We start from the raw sequence: 19,358 nt of genomic DNA on the forward strand, positions 1-19,358 counted from the left end.
ATCTCGCCCCAGTCACATAGGTGAACTATGTGACTGGGGTCTCGTACACTTGCCGCCGCGCTGCAGCTGCAATTACTTGGGTATAAAACAGCATCACACATCGAGAATACGAAAAAACCCGGCTTGGCCGGGTTTTTCTTTGTAGAGCATTAAGCAAATAGCGTTAGCGCTATCTGGTTCCGTCAAATCTTAACGTTGACGGAACACGATGCGACCTTTGGTCAGATCGTAAGGAGTTAATTCAACAGTGACTTTGTCACCTGTCAGAATGCGAATGTAGTTTTTACGCATTTTGCCTGAAATATGGGCAATAACTACGTGGCCGTTTTCTAACTCGACCTTAAACATGGTATTTGGCAGGGTATCTAAGATAGTCCCTTGCATTTCAATTACGTCTTCTTTCGCCATTCAGCGTGCCAGCCTCTTATTTAAATTCATTAGTTCAAAAAACTGCCGCAGATTTTGCCGAAAAAGGGCAGATAAGTAAAGCAACATAGTCAGATTTAGCGAAATGAGAGCCATTCTCCGGCTATAAAGCGTTGTTGTGGTAAAAATTTTGCCTTGTAACTCATTTTTTGACAGTGTTGGATGTAGTAACCCAGGTACACAAAACTGATGTTTTCTGTTTGAGCCAACTCAATCAGCGCCAAAATTGCTAAAGTACCAAAAGCCAGAGCATGACCAGTCCGATAAAAAGTATAAACAGCAGAAAAAGCATCGGCTGTGCAGTCGACCACAGTCACAGCGACCAATTCATCATCTATGTATTGTTCTAAACATTGTATTTTTAACCAGTTGGCTTGCCATAAATAAGCCATTTGCTCCGGACTAGTCGGGGACATCGAACTGTCGGCATGTTTGCTGTCAATATAAGACTGGTACAAGGCATAGTACTTTTCTGTGCCGCTTTCATTATCACGCACCTCTGTTAACTGATAACGCCAGTTACTGCGTTTTGCTTTGTTCCAAACCCGGCGCTGATTGCTGTTTGATTGAAATGCTGTTGCTTTGATGCGTACCGACTGACATTGCTGGCAGCCTTCACAATAGGTGGTATAAATTTGCTCACCGCTGCGTCTGAAATTCAGCGTCAGTAGTTGCTGGTAAAAGGTAGCGTCCAGTGGTTCTTCCGGCAGAGTAAATAACAAACGTTCCTGCCGGTCGGGCAGGTAATTGCACTGCTGTTGCTGACTGACGCCAAGTTTTAAGCCAGACATCTTAAAGCTCCAACTGAATGTCCTGCACACGCCAGACATCAGCGGGGCAGAGCAGGGCTTTATGATTCGCCAGTAAGGTCAGGTAGGTTCTGCGTGACAAAGGCTCTGCTCCTAACTGCTGTAAAAAAGGATTCATCATCTGACAATCAATATAGCCTGTCGCGAAGGAAGATAAATGCTGCTGTAAGGCCGCAAGGGCTATTTTTGCCGTATTGGGCAACGTATTAAACATCGACTCGCCACAAAACAGCTGGCCGACCATCACGCCATAACAACCACCGACCAGTTCGCCATCAGACCAGACTTCAATGCTGTGCGCATGGCCTTGCTGATGCAAAGTAATATAGGCCTGTTGAATATCCGGCACTATCCAGGTGCCTTGCTGCGAAGCACGCGGTGCACTGCAGGCTCGGATCACTTGCGGAAAAGCTTTATTGATACTGATTTGAAAACTGGAGTGGTGCAGTAGTTTTCGCAAAGAGCGGTTGGGCTTTAATACGCCGGGTTTAAAAATGGCACGTTGAGACGGGCTCCACCACAGCAGTGGGTCACCAGGGCTAAACCAGGGAAAGATACCGCTTTGATAGGCTTTGAGTAAACGTTGTGGCGATAAATCACCGCCCATCGCCAATAAACCATCCGGTTCAGTCAGAGCCTGACTGACCGGAGGGAATTCAAGCGATGTATCTGATAACTCGGGTAAATAAATCACCACTATTTACCCCTGTGTATCACCTGAGCCTATAGATATATTACTTTGCTAAAGCGTCTAAATAACGCTCAGCATCTAAAGCAGCCATACAGCCTGTGCCTGCTGAGGTAATAGCCTGACGGTAGATATGATCCGACACGTCGCCAGCGGCAAATACACCTTCAATACTGGTTTGAGTGGCGTTGCCTTCAGTACCACTTTGTACTTTCAGGTAACCGCCGTTCATTTCCAACTGACCCGCAAAAATATCGGTATTTGGTTTATGACCAATAGCGATAAATACACCAGCTACTGCTACATCTTCAGTCGGCTGGCCATTGGTCGATTTTAAGCGCATGCCGTTCACGCCCATATCGTCACCCAGAATTTCTTCCAGCTCACGGTGGGTGTGCAGAATAATGTTGCCAGAGGCCACTTTCGCCATTAAACGGTCAACCAGAATTTTTTCCGCCTTAAAAGTATCGCGACGGTGCACTAAATGCACTTCTGAGGCGATATTGGCTAAATACAGCGCTTCTTCGACAGCTGTATTACCGCCACCTACTACTGCAACTTTTTGATTGCGGTAGAAGAAACCGTCACAAGTGGCACAGGCAGACACACCACGGCCGTTGTAGGTTTGTTCTGACGGCAAGCCTAAGTACTTGGCTGAAGCGCCTGTGGCAATAATCAATGCGTCACAGCTGTACTGGCCATTGTCACCCGTCAGAATAAATGGGCGCTGTTGGAAATCCACAGTGTGAATATGATCAAACAGAATTTCAGTGTTGAAGGTTTCAGCATGAGCTTTCATACGGTCCATCAGTGCTGGGCCAGTTAAACCATGTGGGTCACCCGGCCAGTTTTCTACTTCTGTCGTTGTGGTTAATTGACCGCCCGCCTGCATACCAGTCAGCAGCACCGGGTTTAAATTGGCGCGCGCAGCGTAAACAGCCGCAGTGTAGCCCGCTGGGCCAGAACCTAAAATTAATAAACGGCTGTGTTTAATAGTGGACATGCAGTACTCCGGCATTTTTCAATGATGTAATCAGTTGAGTCGTTAATGGGGCCGATTTTATGGCATTGCAATAGCGAGATAAAGCACAACCGCATTTTTTCCAATTCAGGCGCTGGTAAGCAAGTCGTGCTATGGTATTGTTTGTTTACACATAGTTGACGTTGCCCCTCTGTTGAGGTTGAAATTGCACCATTTTTTCCTTGCGTTAGGCCATCCCAGAGACCTGAAAACATGTTGATCAGGTTGTTATATCGTCTTCACCCTCTGCTTATGTTATGGCTGTTAAGCTATAGCTTTTTCGTGTCCGCACAAACTCATTTTACTCGTCTGACAGTCGATGATGGCTTACCTAATGCCAGTATTTATCGGATAGTGCAGGATAAAGAAGGTTACATCTGGCTGGGTTCAACCAATACTGGATTATTAAGGTACAACGGCTATGAGCTGGAGGCTTTTGATGTGCTGCCAGCATCAGTCAGTAACAATATACTGGTACCAGATATCGATGCGCTGCTGATGGATCAACAGGATCGGCTCTGGATTGGCAGCTGGGGTATGGGGCTGAGCAAAGTTGATACGCGGACTGGGACAATTGAATATTATTCCGATCGACCGGACAGCGCTTTAGTTCTGACCAGTAATTACATCCAGAGCTTGCTGATGGACAAATCAGGAGCGATCTGGATAGGCACCAACAAAGGGTTACAGCGATTGTTGCCTGATGGTACCTTGCAGATCATAGGTGCATCTGACGCAGCGCAGCCATTGATTAACCAGCGGATCTGGGCTCTGGTTCAGACCGCAGATGACAGTATCTGGATTGCAACAAGCGAAGGCCTGCATCAATGGACAGAACAAGATGGATTAAGCCGGGCTTATCAGGCCTTTGGCCAGAACAGTGTCAACAATGAAATGCGCACCTTGTTCGCGCATGGCAATCAGTTATGGGTGGGGGGCCGTGGGGCATTATTTCAGTTTGACCGCGCATCCTCAGTGTTTCAGGCCGTTCCTTTTTACGATGATACTGTCAGTCCTATTATCAATGTGTTGGAAGCAGACCAACAAGGTAATCTGCTGGTTGGCACTTTTGACGGCGTTTATAAAGTATCCCTGACCTCTGGTGCTTATGAAGCCTTTAGCGATAGCAAACAATTACTTGCCGGTATCAATGTGCGTTCTTTGCTGGTCGATCGGAGCGGTTTATTGTGGGTAGGCAGCAGAGAACGCGGTTTATTTTACGGCAGGCATCAGCCTTCAGCTTTTACTGACTTAACGGGGTGGGGCGAGCAGGCGGCGTTGCTGGCCAAGCAACAACTGACGGCTGTAAAAGTAGAAAGTGATTTTTTATGGCTGGGCAGCGCCGATCAGTTTTATCAGATCAACAGAAAAACCGGAGCTGTGTTGTCGCTGGCGATGCCTGCGCGTGTCAACGCTATTACCAGAACCAGTCAGGGAGAACTTTACATAGGTTCGGACATTGGTTTATGGCAATTTGATGAAAACAAACAGCAGTTGGTGCAGCTGGACACAGGTCGCAGGTCCACCACTGCGCAATGGCAAAACGTCAGGGATCTGGTCAGCTTGCCTGATGGTAGCTTGTGGTTAGGCTTGTGGCAAAATGGCTTTATGCGCTGGGACCCTGAGGGTAAGCATCAATTCTGGTTACAGGATATGGTGCAGCAGAAGGTCGGTGACGCTGTGCAGGTAGTGCAGGAGATAAAGGGCAAAATCTGGATTGGTACCCGTTATTCCGGCCTTTTTGTGCTGGACCCTGCCAATGCTGAATTGCAGTCGTTAAAAGACCTGATACCGGTGGAACAAGCTCTTGATATTCAATGCATAGCGCAAGGGCCTGACGACACTGTACTGCTGTGCAGCCGCAGCGGACTGCTTAGTCTGGACCTGCAGAATCGAATTGTGTCCGGTCTTGCCGAGAGTTTGCATGGTCCTAAAGCCGAGTTATTAGGCGCTTATACAGACGCACAGAACAATATCTGGTTGTTGTCGGCTCAAGGCTTAAGTTTAAAACCTTACCAGCAAGAACGCCTGATCACTTTTACCGAGCAGGATGGTTTAAATAATAAGGAAATGATTTTTAAAGCATTTTCTGTATCTAAACGTGGCAACTTGTACCTAGGTACTGCCGGCGGCTTATCCATTGTCAATGCTGAACTGCTGTGGCTGAATCATCACAAAAGCACCACCAGGGTGTCGGGTGTCTGGATTGATCAGAAAAAACTCAAACCCGACATTATGCAAGACCCATGGTCGCATATTGAATTAAAGCCCGGTGAAAGTATCAGTCTGGAGCTGGCAAGCCTGGATTATCACGACCCCAAGCGTAATCAGTTTATCTACCAGTTGGCTGGGTTCGATAATGGCTGGCAATACAGCATGGGCTACACCAAAGTAAACTACAGCCAGCTGGAACCTGGAACCTACCAGTTTAAAGCCTGGGGGTCGAACCAACATGCTTTGTTTTCCGATCAACCATATTTGTTAACCATCGAAGTATTGCCTTTGTGGTGGCAACAGGGCTGGGTGATTGCCGGGCTTGGTGTCGCGTTGTTGCTGTTGTTAATGGCTGGGCACGCCTACCGGCTGCGCCATATGCGGCAAATCAATAAACTGTTACAGCATTCAGTGCAGGAAAGAGCCTATAACCAAACAGTGCTGGAAACTATGGTCGAAGAACGCACTAAAGCTTTGCAGGATAGCTCAGCCACTTTGTCGTTACGAACCCGGCAGTTAGAGGTGAGCTTGTCGCAACTGGCTGAAAATAATAGAGAATTAAAACGTCTGAATAACTTAAAAGATGAGTTTATTTCGACTGTCAGTCATGAGCTTCGCACGCCTTTGACCTCAATCCGCGGCGCAGTGGGCTTACTGGCCAGTAAAGCTGTGGCGCAAGATTCAGAGCATTACCAAAAATTACTGCAAACGGCGCTTGGCAACAGTGAGCGTTTATCGCAATTGATTAATGATTTACTGGATTTACAGAAGTTTGAATCCGGTAATTTTAGTTTGTCTTTTGCAGAGACCGACATGAAGCAACTGGTCGTGCAGGCATTAGAAAGCATTGCGCCTTATGCGACCCGCTATCAGGTGAGTTTCCAGACAGAATTAGCGGATGGCCAGGTGGTGGCTGATCAAACCAGGATCAGACAAGTGGTCGATAACCTGTTATCCAATGCGATTAAATTCTCAGCTCCTGGACAGACAGTACGGGTTCAGTTAACTGTGTTGGCCGAACGTATCAGGTTTGAAGTGCAGGATCAGGGCTCTGGTATTCCGGATAGTTTCCGCAACCGGATTTTTGAAAAGTTCTCTCAGGCGGATGGGTCCACCAGTCGCAAAGCTGAAGGCACTGGCCTTGGCTTAAATATCTGCAAGACCATCATAGCTGCACACCAGGGCGAGATTGGTTTTGAAAGTGAACCAGAGCAAGGCGCTATGTTCTGGTTCGAATTACCACTGCAGCAAAGTTAAAGCGCTGGTTGCGGCAATACATACCAATACACGGCCAGAACATGACAGATGCTGCCTGCAAGCACAAATAAATGCCAGATCAGGTGGTGCATAAACAGGCTTTTTTGCACATAAAACAGCACGCCGCCTGAGTAAAACAAACCACCGGCCAAGAGCCACCACAAGCCTGCTGTCGGCACTTGCGACAGCATAGGGTCTATCGCCACCAGCACAATCCAGCCCATGATCAGATACAAGGCGATGGAAATCTTTTGGTACTTAGCGCCGGTAAAGAGTTTTAACAGCACCCCGGCAAAGGCGATACTCCAAACCAAAGCAAACAGCCACCAGCCCCAGCTGTCTCGTAAGCTGACCAGAGTAAAAGGGGTGTAGGTACCAGCGATCAGGATAAAAATGGCCGAATGGTCGAGTTTTCTCAGCCACAACTTATGTTTGATGTTCTGCACCGAGTGATACAAGGTAGAGCTGCCGTATAACAAGACTAAACTCAGGCCAAAGACCCAACTGCTCAGCTGACGCCAGAAGTCCGCGGCGGAAAGCTCCAGCATCAGGTACAAGGCCGCCAGACTGGCGAGCACTCCCAAACCGTGGCTGATGGCATGGCTTAACTCTTCTGATGCGCTGTAACTACTGGCTGCTTTCATGTTCTGCTTTATCTGGACTGACCTCAAAGCCTTATGGTAACACTGGCCGGATCAAAGCAACCAGCGCAATTCGTTATTTTCCGTGGATAAGGGTAAACTAACGCCCTTTTGAACGGGTAGTGAAACTAATCTATATGGCTGTGCTTTTAGTGGTCGGTTATGTCTGGCCTGAACCTAATTCCTCTGCAGCGGGCAGCCGGATGTTGTCTTTGCTCTCAATGTTTCGTCAGCAAGGCTGGACTGTGATTTTTGCCAGTCCGGCGGAGAAAGGGCCGCATCGTTTTGACTTAAGCCAGTGGCAGATCAGTGAAGAACAAATTCAGTTAAATGACAGTAGTTTTGACGAGCAGCTCAGACAGTGGCAACCCGATATGGTGATGTTTGACCGTTTTATGCTGGAAGAACAGTTTGGCTGGCGGGTTGAACAACAATGCCCGCAGGCGCTGCGGTTGCTGGATACCGAGGATCTGCATTTTTTGCGATTAGCCCGCCAACAAGCCTATAAAGCGGGCAGGGACGTGACTCTGCAGGACTTACACTCTGAACAGGCACAACGTGAAATCGCCGCTATTTACCGCTCTGATCTGACACTGATTATTTCAGAAGCCGAGATGCAGCTTTTGACTGAGCATTTTAAAGTACCGCAGGAGCTTTTGTGTTACAGCCCCTTTTGGTTGGAGACTAAGCCACAACAGGGTTTACCTTCGTTTGAGCAGCGACAGCATTTTGTCTCTATTGGCAATTTCCGCCATGAGCCAAACTGGCAGGCGGTATTGTGGTTAAAGCAGCAGATTTGGCCTTTGATCCGCAAGCAGCTTCCCAAAGCTGAACTGCATATTTACGGTGCTTATCCACCGCCTAAAGCCACGCAGTTGCATCAACCGAAAGAAGGGTTTCTGATCAAAGGCTGGGCAGAAGATGCAGCAGAAGTGGTTAAAAATTCGCGGGTTTTATTGGCTCCTTTGCCTTTTGGCGCAGGTTTAAAAGGTAAGTTTATTGATGCCATGACACAGGGCACACCCAATGTCACCACAGCCGTTGGTGCTGAGGGTATGGAGCATCAGGGGGCATGGTCCGGGCTTATCGGCGAGACCGCGCAACAGATAGCAGAGGCGGCCGTGTTGCTGTATCAGGACGAAAGCTTATGGCAACAAAAGCAGCAGCAGGGTTTTGATATTTTGGCCCAACGTTTTGCCAGCCATCAACATCAACTCCGGGTTTGGCAACAACTGATGGATGTACAGCAACAGCTGTCACAGCATAGATTAACCAACTTCACTGGCGCTATGCTCAGGCATCATCAGCATCGCAGCACCCAGTTTATGGCGCAGTGGATTGAAGCAAAAACTAAACTGGCAGAGCTGAAACAAAACTTTGCACAGCAGGAGACAACAGATGAGTGAAATCAGCCGTCAGGCTCTCGTACAACTTTTGGATCAGGAACTACAAAGTAGTGTGATCAAAGACTATTGCCCCAATGGTTTACAAGTTGAAGGCAAAGGCCAGATTAAAAAGATTGTGGCGGGTGTGACCGCTTCTCAGGCCTTGCTGGATGCGGCGATTGCCGCAGAAGCTGATGCCATTATGGTGCATCATGGTTATTTCTGGAAAAACGAAGACTATGCCATTACTGGTATTAAAAAGCGCCGCTTACAAACCTTGCTGAAGCACGATATCAGCCTGATTGCCTATCACTTGCCGCTGGATGTGCATCCGCTGCTTGGCAACAATGCTCAGCTGGCGTTAAAGCTGGGCTTAACCAGCTGGCAGGCTGTGCCTGGTGTCAGCCCGTCCGGCGTGCTGATGCGCGGCACTTTGGCAAACGCGATGACCAGTCAGCAAATTGCCGATCGTCTGCATAGTGAGCTTAACCGCTTACCTCTATTGCACGCTGTGTTGGATAAACCTGTGACTGAACTGGCCTGGTGCACAGGCGGCGGCCAATCTTACATCGACCAGGCATATGCGGCTGGTGCAGAGCTTTTTATCAGTGGCGAAGTGTCGGAGCAAACTATCCATAGCTCACGTGAGCTTGGTATCGACTTTATTGCCGCAGGCCATCACGCCACAGAACGTTATGGCATCAAAGCTTTGGCAGAGTTTGTACAGCAGCGCACTGGTGTTGTCTGTGAATTTATTGATATCGACAATCCGGCTTAGGCCTGGATCAGGTGAGTAGCAAGCAGTGAGTAAAAAACAGCAGGACCGCAATTTTGACGGTATAGCGGGCAAATTTCAGAAGAATATTTATCAGACCACCAAAGGCCGGTTGCGTCAGGCGGTGTTGCTGCGTGATTTTGCCGAATGCGCCGATTTATCAACCCCAAGCCGCATTCTGGATGTAGGCGCAGGGCAGGGCCAATTGGCGCTGGCGCTGGCGCAGCAGGGCCATCAGGTCACCTTAACCGACTTGTCACAGGATATGCTGGATATAGCGCTTGAAGATGCCAAAGAGCGTGGTGTCGATACGCAAATCCAGTGTCATGCTCTGGCGTTACAGCAATTGGCCGACCAGCAATGGCCAGCCTTTCCTGTGGTACTTTGCCATGCTGTACTGGAATGGTTGCACGAACCCGCTGAAGCCATCAAACAACTGCGGGCTTTAGTACAAACAGATGGGCTGGTGTCGCTGATGTTTTATAACAAAGACGCCAAACGCCTGAGTAATATTATTTATGGCAACTTTAACTATGTGCTGCGTGATTTGGCCTTTAAGAAAAAGGTCAGTTTAAGCCCACAAAATCCGCTGCAACCTGAGGATGTGTATCGTTGGTGTAAAGAAGCGGGTTTTGTTATTGAAGGCAAAACCGGTGTACGTTGTTTCCATGATTATCTGCGTGACCGCTCTGAACAAGAGACAGAATTCGACAAACTTTTGCAGGTGGAACTGCAATACAACAGACAAGAGCCTTATGCCTCGATAGGGCGGTATCAGCACCTGCTGCTTCGCGCTGTATAACAAAAACCTGCAAACGGCTTCAACTCAAATTGTTAATAATCTGAGTTGAACCCGTTTTTATTTACTGAGAATTAAAAGTAAAAAAAAGTTGCAGTGTGGAAGAAAGCTGTTATGATTAATTTCGTAATGCGAACGGTTATCATTTGCAAATTATGCAATCAAGTGGGAAGTCTGCACCCTGCCAGGATGGCAACTTGATTTCGTAGGCGGGTAATTGTTGTGTTACATGTTGTGACCCTATGACAACAACTGTTCTGCTGTTGTTGTCGAACTCCGAAGTCTTTGCCCATCCAAAGACCACGTTCTGGCCCGGCCTTATCAGCCGGGCATTTTTTTATGCATTTGCCAGGTTGAGTTTTCTGTTGTACATAAAAAAAATCGCTGACAAGCAGCGATTTTTAAAGCTATCTGTACACTACAGAAGTGTTTTATTTTCCTAACTGAGTGGGCATAGCAGGGGCTTTATTATGATTTTCAGGCGGATTGGCTTTGAGTTCAGCTAAGGTATGAGCTATAGCCCGTTCCAGCTGTACATCGCGGCCTTTGTTGACGGCTATTGGATCCAATTCCACTTCGATATCAGGTGCAACACCTTCGTTTTCTACTCGCCATTCACCATCTGGAGTGTAAAAGCGGAAATAAGGCACTACATGGAAACCGCCGTCAATCATGTCAGGGTTGGTGGATATACCTATTAAGCCACCCCAGGTGCGGGTGCCTATAGTTTTACCCAGACCTAAACGTTTAAAGGCCCACGGCAGGAAGTCACCGCCTGAACCTGCATCTTGATCGATCAGCATGGTTTTTGGTCCATAAATACCAGCGCCGGGAGTAGTGAAGACCAAGCCATCCCTGTCTTTCCAGCCTGACAGGAAATCGCGTCCTAAAATTTCAGTGATATAGTTGGCCGCCTGACCACCACCATTTTTACGTTCATCAATAATGACTGCTGGTTTGTCAGTTTGTGCAAAGAACATGCGGTTAAAGAAGTAAAAGCCGCCATCTGCTGTATTGGGCAGATAAACATAGGCAATTTTGCCATCACTTTGCTTTTCAACAAATTGACGGTTTTGTTCTACCCAGTGCCAGGACCGCAGTTGACTTTCATTGGCGACAGGTTCGACGGTAATAGTGCGGCTATTGTCACCATTTGCACTGTCTGCGATGGTCAGTACCACCTGCTTGCCCAATGTGTTGTCCATTAGCGAATGGATATTATCCTGCTCGCCTAACTTGCGGCCATTGATGGCTAGCAGGTAATCACCAGCTTTTGCACTGGCGCCAGGCACATTCAGCGGCGCTTTTAAAAATGGATTCCAGCGATCGCCTTTAAACACAGTTTTAAACTGGTATTTGCCGTCATTAATGACAAAGTCAGCACCTAACAAGCCAACTTTGCTTGGACTTTCCTGATGCACATCGCCACCACCAATTCTGTTATGGCCTACCTGCAACTCTGCAATCATCTCGACCAGCAGTTCGTTTAAATCCTCACGGCGCTGCACATCTTTTAATAAAGGCTGATATTTGTCATAAACCGCCTGCCAATTCATGCCATGCAGTTTTGCATCATAGAAGTAGTCTTTTTGCATCCGCCAGGCGTCGTTGAAGATTTGTTGCCATTCCTGCTGCGGGTCAACAAAGCTGCGTACATCGGCCAGGTTAACAGCTTTTGCATCCAGTTTTTCTTTTGCATCAGCGACTTGCAGCATGTTTGGCATACTGATCAACAGCAATTTTTTGCCATCGTTACTCAGGTTGTAGCCTGCTATGCCTTCTTTAACGCGGGCAGCTTTTTTCTCTTCAAAATCAAAACGGTACAAGGTGCCATTGTTCTGGCCATTAGTGCCAGGTAATTCATTGCTGGCGCCTGCTTGTGGCCGGTCGACGTAATAGAGCGCACCATCGTTAGCCACAGCTAAGCTGTCATAGTTACGTTCAGGCAGGGGCAGAGCAACAATACGATTTTGCAACGAGTTCAGGTCAATGCGTACTGTTTTGACTGCTTTTTCATCCTTTTTATCTTTTGTCTCTTCTTTGTCTGTTTTGCTTGTCAGTGGTTCATCGCCAGCTTTTGCTAACAGCGGAGACTTGCCTTGTGCAGATAAAACATAAGCATAAATTGCCTTACGTACGGGTCGTTCCCGGGTGGATAAATCCAAACCGACCTGAGCAGGTCCTGTATTGACGGATGCGGTGAAATACAGATAGTCCTGGGTAAACACCGGATCATCAGCATGGCTCATACCGTCTGTGATCAAGCTGCTTTTGTTACTTTGAAAATCAAAGAGTTTGATTTGACTAAAGTAGTTGGCGCCAGACACTGTGTAGGCCAGATAACGACTGTCTGGTGAAAAGGACAGCTTAAATTCTGCGCGGCGATCAGAGTTGTCCAGTTTCTGGCTGCGTTTGGTTTTCAGGTTAAACACATAGAGGTTTAAGTGATTGTCATGATAGGCAATCAGATTGCCATCTGGCGAAAAACTTAACAGGTTAAAATAACCTGAATCTGACAACGCAAAAGATTCAGGCTGGCTTAAACCGTCCTGCGCCTGCAGTACTAACTGATGTTTGTTGCCTTTATCTGAAATAAAAGCCACAGAGCGGCCATCCGGGCTCCATAAGCCGTCAAACTCTCTGACGCCGCTGCTTTGCGTTAAATTGCGGGTACTGCCATCTTTTACCGGTACTGTGAATACATCACCACGGGCGCTGATCACAACACGCTGTCCTGTGGCCGATAAGCGGGCGTTGGTCAGGGTTTTACTGGCATCTTTCCACTGTGGGCGTTTTTGTACGGACTGGGTTTGAATATGCACAGGGATAGGTGTGCTTTGGCCAGTGCTGACATCATAACTATGTAAAAAACCGCCGGCTTCATAGACGATTTGATTGTTGTAGCCTGCGGCGCTGCGCAAATCCCAATCGGTATTCTTTGTCAGTTGTTCCACTTTTTTATTGCTGTAGCGAAACAGATTGACCGCAGTATTGTCGCGATCAGACAGGAAATACACATCGTTGCCGAGCCAAAACGGACTGAATTCATTGGCATTCGGATGTGGAATTTTTTCCAGCTGCTGTTTTTCTAAATCGATGATCCATACCGGAGGCGTGCTGCCACCGCGGTGCAGGCGCCAGCCACTTGGCCCACTATAGGCCATATTATTGGGCCTGTAGGCCAGTTTCTTGCCATCTGCGCTTAAATCCCCTTCAAAGGCGACAGCTTCCATCAGCTTTTGTTCAAAACCGCCCTTAACTGGCACACTAAACAGCTGGTTGCTGCGGCTGTTTGCTATCTCGCGGTTGGATGCAAAGATCACACTTTTTCCATCAGGACTCCAGCCATTGACGGTATCAGTGCCAGGGTGAAAGGTTAGCCGTGTTGCAGCTCCGCCGCTTGCTGGCATCAGGTAGACATCGGTGTTGTTATCGTAACTGGCTGAAAACGCTATCCACTTGCCGTCGGGTGAAAACTTAGGGGCAAATTCGCTGGCTGGATGGCTGGTTAATTGACGTGGGTTTTGTCCGTCCTTGTCGCTGACCCAGATATCACCGCCATAAACAAAGGCTAACTGGTTTGCGGAGATATCGGGTTGGCGCAGCAGGGCTGTGCCTTGTGAGGCAAAAGAGGAACATGTAGCCAGGGCACAAAATAACGCAAGGTAACGAGGTTTAAACATGGTATGTCCTTGTTGTGGTTCTGATTTGCCACAAGTAAACCACAACAAGACCCGGCTCGCAAAACACAAGCTTGTAACAAGAAATGTTAAAGCTTTAATCAAACTCAAACTTATACAGCACATCTACAGCGCTATCTAAACCTTGTACTGCTTCCAGATAGAAATTTTTCATCAACTCGTAACGTAAGGTAAATTCACCTAAAGAGTTAAAAATACCCACGCCGTATTTCAACTGTAGTTTCGGTGATAAGTAGCCGCTAACTGTCACTTGTGAGTCATCGCCAGTGCCCGCTGTATCCAATGTAAACTGTTCAAAACCCAGAGCCTGACCCAGCTGGCTGACCATACCGTTACTATTGGCAATACCCAAGCCAATTAAACCACTGGTTAACGGGTTACTTTTTGTGTCACCACTGCCAGACAAATCCCTTCCCATCAGCAAATAAGACAAAGCATTGGCCTGAGGTTTGGAAGGCTCGGAAAAAATAACCACAGAAGCCTGATCGGCCGGGCCGTTCACCCGAATACCTGCTATCACATCATCTTCAGTAGAGGAGGGGTTTCGTATGGCTTCAATATTTAAAAACGGCTGATCCGCAGGACCATTAAAGATCAGTTTGCCTTTGCGGATCAGCAAATCCTGGCCATAGGAGCGGAAGGTACCGTCCAGAATATTCACTTCACCTTTTAAGCGTTGTTGCGGACCATTTTGACTAAACAATAACTGCCCTTTTAAGCGGCTTTTTAAACCGAAGGCCTGCAGCTTCACTGCATCGCCTAAAATTAGCCGCATCTCGGTCACTAATTTAATTGAACTGGTGACAGCACCGCGGCGCACTTCCAGTTCTCTATTTAATACTATTTCGTCATCCGAGATTTGCACTGCATTTTGCGGCAAATCATCTATTGCGATGTTGGCTTTTGGAATTTGTATAGTGCCTTCTACCGCCACGACCTGATTTTGTGCCAGCACTGTTATTTCCGGATTGACGTAAAGCACTCCTTGCGACAGATTCACAGGCAGCTGCTGACCACTTAACGCCAGTCGCGCCTGATAATTCTTTAAATCAAACCAATCAGCATATCCCGAAAGCTGTGCTTTCCCTTCGCCACTTTGAATGTCTGCAGTCAATAGAGCTTTCTGTTGCAGAAAGTCCAACTGAACATGACCTTGCTCAATATCCAGCGGCGCATTGTTTCCCTGTAACTTGATGTCACTGACTTTAAGCTGGCCTGACAATAAAGGCCGGCCCAAGGTGCCGCTGGCACGAACCTGACCATTTAGGCTTGCAATAAATTCGCTTTGTTCTGGCAATAAGGTGCGTAAAAAACTTAAATCCAATCGGGTTAACGTCAGCTCTGCTTCAAGCTTTTTATCCTCTGCCGTTAAATCGGGCAGGGATGCCGAACCTTTGAGTGAACGGTCTTCACTAAACTGCATTTGCCAGTTGCTGGACAGCTGTTTTGGCGTCAATGTCAGTGCTGCATTCCAGCTTTGCCATGGCAGTTGCAAGGGGTTTACATCGGTTTGTTGCCATTTACCTGCTGTGCCTGTCAGCTTAATTGCTGCATTCAGGCCTTGTTTTTTGCCCCAGCTCAGCTGCATATCAGCGTCTGCTTCGCCGGTCAATCGTTGTGATTCGCCAATAAAAGGCTCCAGCAGAGCCAGCTGAAACTGTTGTAACCGCACCGCTAAGTCGCCCTGGCTGCTGCTGATTTTGCTGGGTTTTTCCAGACAAAGCCGGCCTGGTTCAGATGACCAGCAATGCGCCGGTAAGCTGAGTTGTTGTTTGGGCCAATCCAGTGCCATCACTGCTGTATCGGCTAAAGCCCAATGACCAACAGGGGTTTGCAACTGCGCTTGTTGCAAGTTAATTTGCCATTGTTGTTTAGGTTTGGCTGTGGCTGCGGCTTGCAGCTGGGCTTTGTAGTCATTACCGTCCAGTTGTAACACCAAATCGCTGCTGTTTTTGTTGCCTGTTAACAGCAATTGGGCTGAATTGAGTTGTTGGCCTGAAAGCATGCCCTTACCCAAAGTCAGTTCCAGCTGATGATCCAGATTATTGCTGTTGATCTGCGCATTCAGGCTGATATTTTGCAGGCGGATTAACTTTTTATAACGCAGCTTCTCACCTTGCATTTTGATGTCCAGAGCCGGGTATTGCTGTGGACCTGTGACTTTTGCATCGGCCATCAGGCTGCCTCTAGCTCCCTGAATAGAGCTGGCCAGATCAGGTGCCACCACAGACAAGGCCATTTGCCACTTGTCCGTCACTTCTCCTTCAGCTGTGATTTTATTACTGCCATGCTGCAGTATCAGGGTTTTACTGCTCAACTTCTGTACTTCAAGAGCTTTGCCTTTGGCCTGCAACTGACCTGCCAAGGACAAAGGTTGCTGGCGAACCTGGCCCTGTATCGCTAAAGCGGGTAACTCAAGCTGCCATTGTTGCTGATGGTAACTGGCTTTCAGGCTCAGATCGCCATTCAATTGGCCTGGATAATCTTTTAGCCAGGGGTCTAACTGCAATTTATCCAGCTTCAGGCTGGCGTCAACAGCCAGGTCTTTTGCGAGGTTTAATGTTCCTGTGCTGCTTAGATTGCCCTGAGAGGAGGTCAGAGTGAATGCTGACCAATTCAATAATGGAGCCTGCCAATGTGCTGTCAGTTGCAACTGACTATCCGGCAGCTGTGGCAGTTGCTGCTGGCTTTGCAAAGATAATTGCAGATCAGCCAGAGTACCTTTGGCATCCAGCGTCATGCTTTGTAATCTATAGATGGCTTCACCTTGCAGTGGCCACTGCAGATGGCTGGCATCTACTTGCAGCACTATCGGCAGTCCAGCGGTGAGCGGGGCTATTTCAACCTGGGCTTTGGCCTGCTGGTTGCCTGTCAGTTCAAGGCCCAGTTGTAACTGTTCGAATGAGCCGGCAATACTGCTGTCCAGCACTAAACCGTTGCTGTCTACTTTAATAAAACCCTGCACCGCAAAAGGGCTGGAATTGGTCAGACTTAGCTGGGCTTGTACATTGAGTTTATTGCCTTGCAGCTCCAGGCCGGTTAATTGTAACTCTGTCAGTTCAAACTGTTCCGGGTTGGCTTGCAGTGAAAAACTAAGCTGCTCTGCCGAGACTTGTTGTGCGCCAGTAACTGCGGGGTGTAGCAGGGTAAGTTTTTTTACGCTCAGCCACAAAGGGAGTTCAATTTGCTGGATGTCTGGCGCCTGATAATGCCACCAGGCTTCAGGACTGGTCTGGGTTGAGGCACTGTTTTGTATTGAAGTTTTAGGCAAATGCAGATGTAGCTGATCCAACAAAGTGTCACCTAGCAGGATCTGCTGACCACCAAATTTTAATTCAGTCTTCAGATCAGCCAAACTGAGCCGCAGTTCACCTTGTTGCAATTGCAGATCACTGATATGTAGCTGGCTGATCCTTACTTTTGGCAGTTCCAGTACTGTATTTTCCGGCTCTGTCTCTGCATCAGGTGCTGCAGCCGGATTTAATTTCAGACTGACGCCTTGCACTGTTGCAGCATCCAGGCAAATCTCAAGGCGTCCTAAACAATACCAGCCAACTTTTGCCGCCAGGCTGTTGATTGTCAGCTCTATACCGTCTTGTTGATACTGCAGATTGGTTAGCGTAAAACCGTCCACCAGAGTGCCACTGATTTGACCTATTTGCACCGGAATGTATTGAGGCAACAGTTTCCCAACCCATTGCAATGGTTTATTGGTGTAAAACAACGCAATCAGGCTGAGCAGCATCAATAAACTGAATGTGAGAAAAAACTTTTTCAGACTAAAGCCCGAACTGACATGGGGCACATCAGGTACTGTACTGCTCTCGGTACTTTTTTTCTGGTTCATAATTCCGGCCCCAAACTAAAATGCAACTGCAAGGCCTGGTTGGAGGGCACATCCAATCCCCAGGCGACATCAATACGAATAGGGCCAACAGGGGAGGCCCAGCGCACACCTAAACCTACACCACGGTAAATATCGGCCTTATCATTCCAGGCGCTGCCCGCATCAACAAAGGCGGCGGCCCACCAGTTACCAGACACCCTGTACTGGTACTCCAGTGCAGTGCTGGCAAGGTAGCGAGCGCCAATCAAGCTGCCATCTTCAGCTACAGGCGAGATAGATTCATAAGAGTAACCGCGAATACTGTTATCACCACCGGCAAAAAAGCGTAATGACGGCGGCAGTTCAGTGATAGCTTCCATCAATACTGCGCCAGCATCAAAACGCACCAGATAACGATGGTCTTCAGAAAAAGATCCTATCCAGCCAACCCGGCTGCGGATCCGCACAAAGCTACTGTCAGAGCCCCAGGCAGGGTCTGAGATTTCAGTACCAACTAAGTACCGGCTGGCTTCCGATGGCATACTGCCTCCGCTGTCCCAGCTGCGGCTAAAACTGATGCCGGGCATGATCAGATTGGCACTGCCTGAGTCTTCACCCTGCACATAATCTTCGTATAACCAGCGCACAGAAGCCGTTCTGTACCAGGCGTCGTCCAGTAACCAGTGGCGTTCCAGTGCTGTGTTGTACTCCTGACTGCGGGTATCTTCTAAATCTTTATTTTTAATACCAAAGTTCAGTTTATAAAAATCTTCACTGACATTTTTTTTCGGCCATTTGTAGCCCGCCTCAACGGTTTGCTCAGGACCGGATAAGGCCATTTTACTGTTTAAGCTATGGCCTCTGTCATTCAGCCAGGGCTTGTTCCAGTTCAGCTTAATACGGGGGCCAAGATCGGTGGAATAACCCACACCCGTCTCAACTGTATTTCGAATTTGGGGTTCTACTTTAATCTTCACGGCCAGTTGCTGCTGCGCGTTTTCGGGTTCATCCACTGTGACATCTATACTCCGAAACCAATTGCTTTCGGCCAGTCGTTGATTTAATTCACCCAGCTGGCTTGACAGATAAGGCTCGCCCGGCTGAAAGGGCAGCATAGAGCGAAGGCGCTCGTCACGGATTTGGCTGCCTTCAAAGGCGACTTCACCAAAGTGATAACGAGGTCCTGAATCAAATTGAATATGAATAAAGCCTTGCAGCAAAGATGGAGCAACGGACAGTTCCTGCTTCACAAATTTCGCCTGAAAGTAACCCCGGCGCAAAGCCAAAGAGTTCAGTTGGTTTTTAATTTCTTCATAGCGTCCATGGTGTACCCTGTGGTTTACCTTAGGCCCAACTTGCTTCACCAGTTTGATAAATTCAGGATCGGTGGAAGCTTCACCTAAAACCTCTACTTTGACTGATTTCAACCGCACAGCCTCACCGGGTTTAATGGTCAGCCGTAGTTTTTGTTTTTTATCTTTGCCTACCAGGCTGGGTTCGATAGCAAGGCGGTAATAGCCTACAGCCCGGCCTGCCAGTTTGACATCTTCAATCACTTTGTTTTGAAAACGTCTGGACCCCAGGTTGTTTTTAGCAGGCAACCTGTCTAAATAAAGTTCAATATTATCGGCAAGGGGGCCTGAAACGCCCTTGAGTTCTATTTGGGGATGCGCTGCGGCTGCAGAGGCAGCAAGCAGCGCCAGAATGGCCAGAGTCCTGTACAACAAAATGCGAACTATCCTTTGTGTTTAAAACCGGGTCAGTGGCACCCGGTTAATTGGTAAGAGTATAACAGTCACAAAGAGTTCAGTACGTT

At 47.9% G+C, this 19,358-nt stretch carries 12 protein-coding genes; 4 read left to right on the top strand and 8 right to left on the bottom strand.

Annotation, left to right across the window (positions count from 1 at the left end; translation table 11 throughout):
- Nucleotides 1-189: 189 nt before the first annotated feature.
- From infA to trxB, 4 genes are all read right to left on the bottom strand, one after another.
- Nucleotides 190-408, bottom strand: a complete 219-nt coding sequence (gene infA, locus EK374_RS08690) for a translation initiation factor IF-1 (protein WP_008610216.1) — start codon at nt 406-408, stop codon at nt 190-192.
- A gap of 95 nt (nt 409-503) precedes the next feature.
- Nucleotides 504-1,217 (bottom strand): arginyltransferase, encoded by a 714-nt coding sequence (locus EK374_RS08695; RefSeq protein ID WP_127022035.1) that lies wholly within the window; start codon nt 1,215-1,217, stop codon nt 504-506.
- Nucleotide 1,218: 1 nt separating this feature from the next.
- Nucleotides 1,219-1,932 carry a leucyl/phenylalanyl-tRNA--protein transferase gene (gene aat, locus EK374_RS08700; protein ID WP_127022038.1) on the bottom strand — a complete coding sequence of 238 codons (714 nt, stop codon included), beginning with the start codon at nt 1,930-1,932 and terminating at the stop codon, nt 1,219-1,221.
- A gap of 37 nt (nt 1,933-1,969) precedes the next feature.
- On the bottom strand, nt 1,970-2,926 hold the full coding sequence (trxB, locus tag EK374_RS08705; RefSeq protein ID WP_127022041.1) for a thioredoxin-disulfide reductase: 957 nt from the start codon (nt 2,924-2,926) through the stop codon (nt 1,970-1,972).
- A gap of 231 nt (nt 2,927-3,157) precedes the next feature.
- Between trxB and EK374_RS08710 the strand changes: the two genes are divergently transcribed.
- A complete protein-coding gene (locus tag EK374_RS08710; protein ID WP_127022044.1) occupies nt 3,158-6,415 on the top strand; it encodes a sensor histidine kinase in 3,258 nt (1,085 codons plus the stop codon).
- Here the strand turns inward: EK374_RS08710 and trhA are convergent.
- Nucleotides 6,412-7,059 carry a PAQR family membrane homeostasis protein TrhA gene (gene trhA, locus EK374_RS08715; RefSeq protein ID WP_127022047.1) on the bottom strand — a complete coding sequence of 216 codons (648 nt, stop codon included), beginning with the start codon at nt 7,057-7,059 and terminating at the stop codon, nt 6,412-6,414. The genes EK374_RS08710 and trhA overlap by 4 nt on opposite strands.
- A 119-nt stretch (nt 7,060-7,178) precedes the next feature.
- Between trhA and EK374_RS08720 the strand changes: the two genes are divergently transcribed.
- From EK374_RS08720 to EK374_RS08730, 3 genes are read left to right on the top strand one after another with little or no spacing between them, the layout of a single operon-like run.
- A complete protein-coding gene (locus EK374_RS08720; RefSeq protein WP_233280375.1) occupies nt 7,179-8,462 on the top strand; it encodes a glycosyltransferase in 1,284 nt (427 codons plus the stop codon).
- Nucleotides 8,455-9,219: a Nif3-like dinuclear metal center hexameric protein gene (locus tag EK374_RS08725; protein ID WP_127022050.1), complete on the top strand. Its 765-nt coding sequence runs from the start codon at nt 8,455-8,457 to the stop codon at nt 9,217-9,219. Before EK374_RS08720 ends, EK374_RS08725 begins: the two co-directional genes overlap by 8 nt.
- Before the next feature lie 25 nt (nt 9,220-9,244).
- Nucleotides 9,245-10,018, top strand: coding sequence for a methyltransferase domain-containing protein (locus EK374_RS08730; RefSeq protein ID WP_127022053.1), 774 nt, complete (start codon nt 9,245-9,247; stop codon nt 10,016-10,018).
- A 428-nt stretch (nt 10,019-10,446) separates the two neighbouring features.
- Here EK374_RS08730 and EK374_RS08735 read toward each other — a convergent pair whose 3' ends face one another.
- The 3 genes from EK374_RS08735 to tamA all read right to left on the bottom strand — a co-directional run bounded on the left by EK374_RS08735 (nt 10,447) and on the right by tamA (nt 19,269).
- Nucleotides 10,447-13,698, bottom strand: coding sequence for a S41 family peptidase (locus EK374_RS08735; RefSeq protein WP_127022056.1), 3,252 nt, complete (start codon nt 13,696-13,698; stop codon nt 10,447-10,449).
- A gap of 94 nt (nt 13,699-13,792) precedes the next feature.
- Nucleotides 13,793-17,563, bottom strand: coding sequence for an autotransporter assembly complex protein TamB (gene tamB, locus EK374_RS08740; protein ID WP_127022059.1), 3,771 nt, complete (start codon nt 17,561-17,563; stop codon nt 13,793-13,795).
- A complete protein-coding gene (gene tamA / locus EK374_RS08745) occupies nt 17,560-19,269 on the bottom strand; it encodes an autotransporter assembly complex protein TamA (RefSeq protein ID WP_206099314.1) in 1,710 nt (569 codons plus the stop codon). The genes tamB and tamA overlap by 4 nt, the downstream gene beginning before the upstream one ends.
- Nucleotides 19,270-19,358 lie beyond the last annotated feature (89 nt).

The organism is Rheinheimera mangrovi (genome assembly GCF_003990335.1).
Taxonomy (GTDB): domain Bacteria; phylum Pseudomonadota; class Gammaproteobacteria; order Enterobacterales; family Alteromonadaceae; genus Pararheinheimera; species Pararheinheimera mangrovi.

What these genes read in the sequence shown, in the direction of transcription:
- EK374_RS08725 (WP_127022050.1), top strand. Translation starts at nt 8,455, where the DNA reads ATGAGTGAAATCAGCCGTCAGGCTCTCGTACAACTTTTGGATCAGGAA.
- EK374_RS08735 (WP_127022056.1), bottom strand. Translation starts at nt 13,698, where the DNA reads ATGTTTAAACCTCGTTACCTTGCGTTATTTTGTGCCCTGGCTACATGT.
- infA (WP_008610216.1), bottom strand. Translation starts at nt 408, where the DNA reads ATGGCGAAAGAAGACGTAATTGAAATGCAAGGGACTATCTTAGATACC.
- trhA (WP_127022047.1), bottom strand. Translation starts at nt 7,059, where the DNA reads ATGAAAGCAGCCAGTAGTTACAGCGCATCAGAAGAGTTAAGCCATGCC.
- tamB (WP_127022059.1), bottom strand. Translation starts at nt 17,563, where the DNA reads ATGAACCAGAAAAAAAGTACCGAGAGCAGTACAGTACCTGATGTGCCC.
- EK374_RS08710 (WP_127022044.1), top strand. Translation starts at nt 3,158, where the DNA reads ATGTTGATCAGGTTGTTATATCGTCTTCACCCTCTGCTTATGTTATGG.
- trxB (WP_127022041.1), bottom strand. Translation starts at nt 2,926, where the DNA reads ATGTCCACTATTAAACACAGCCGTTTATTAATTTTAGGTTCTGGCCCA.
- EK374_RS08695 (WP_127022035.1), bottom strand. Translation starts at nt 1,217, where the DNA reads ATGTCTGGCTTAAAACTTGGCGTCAGTCAGCAACAGCAGTGCAATTAC.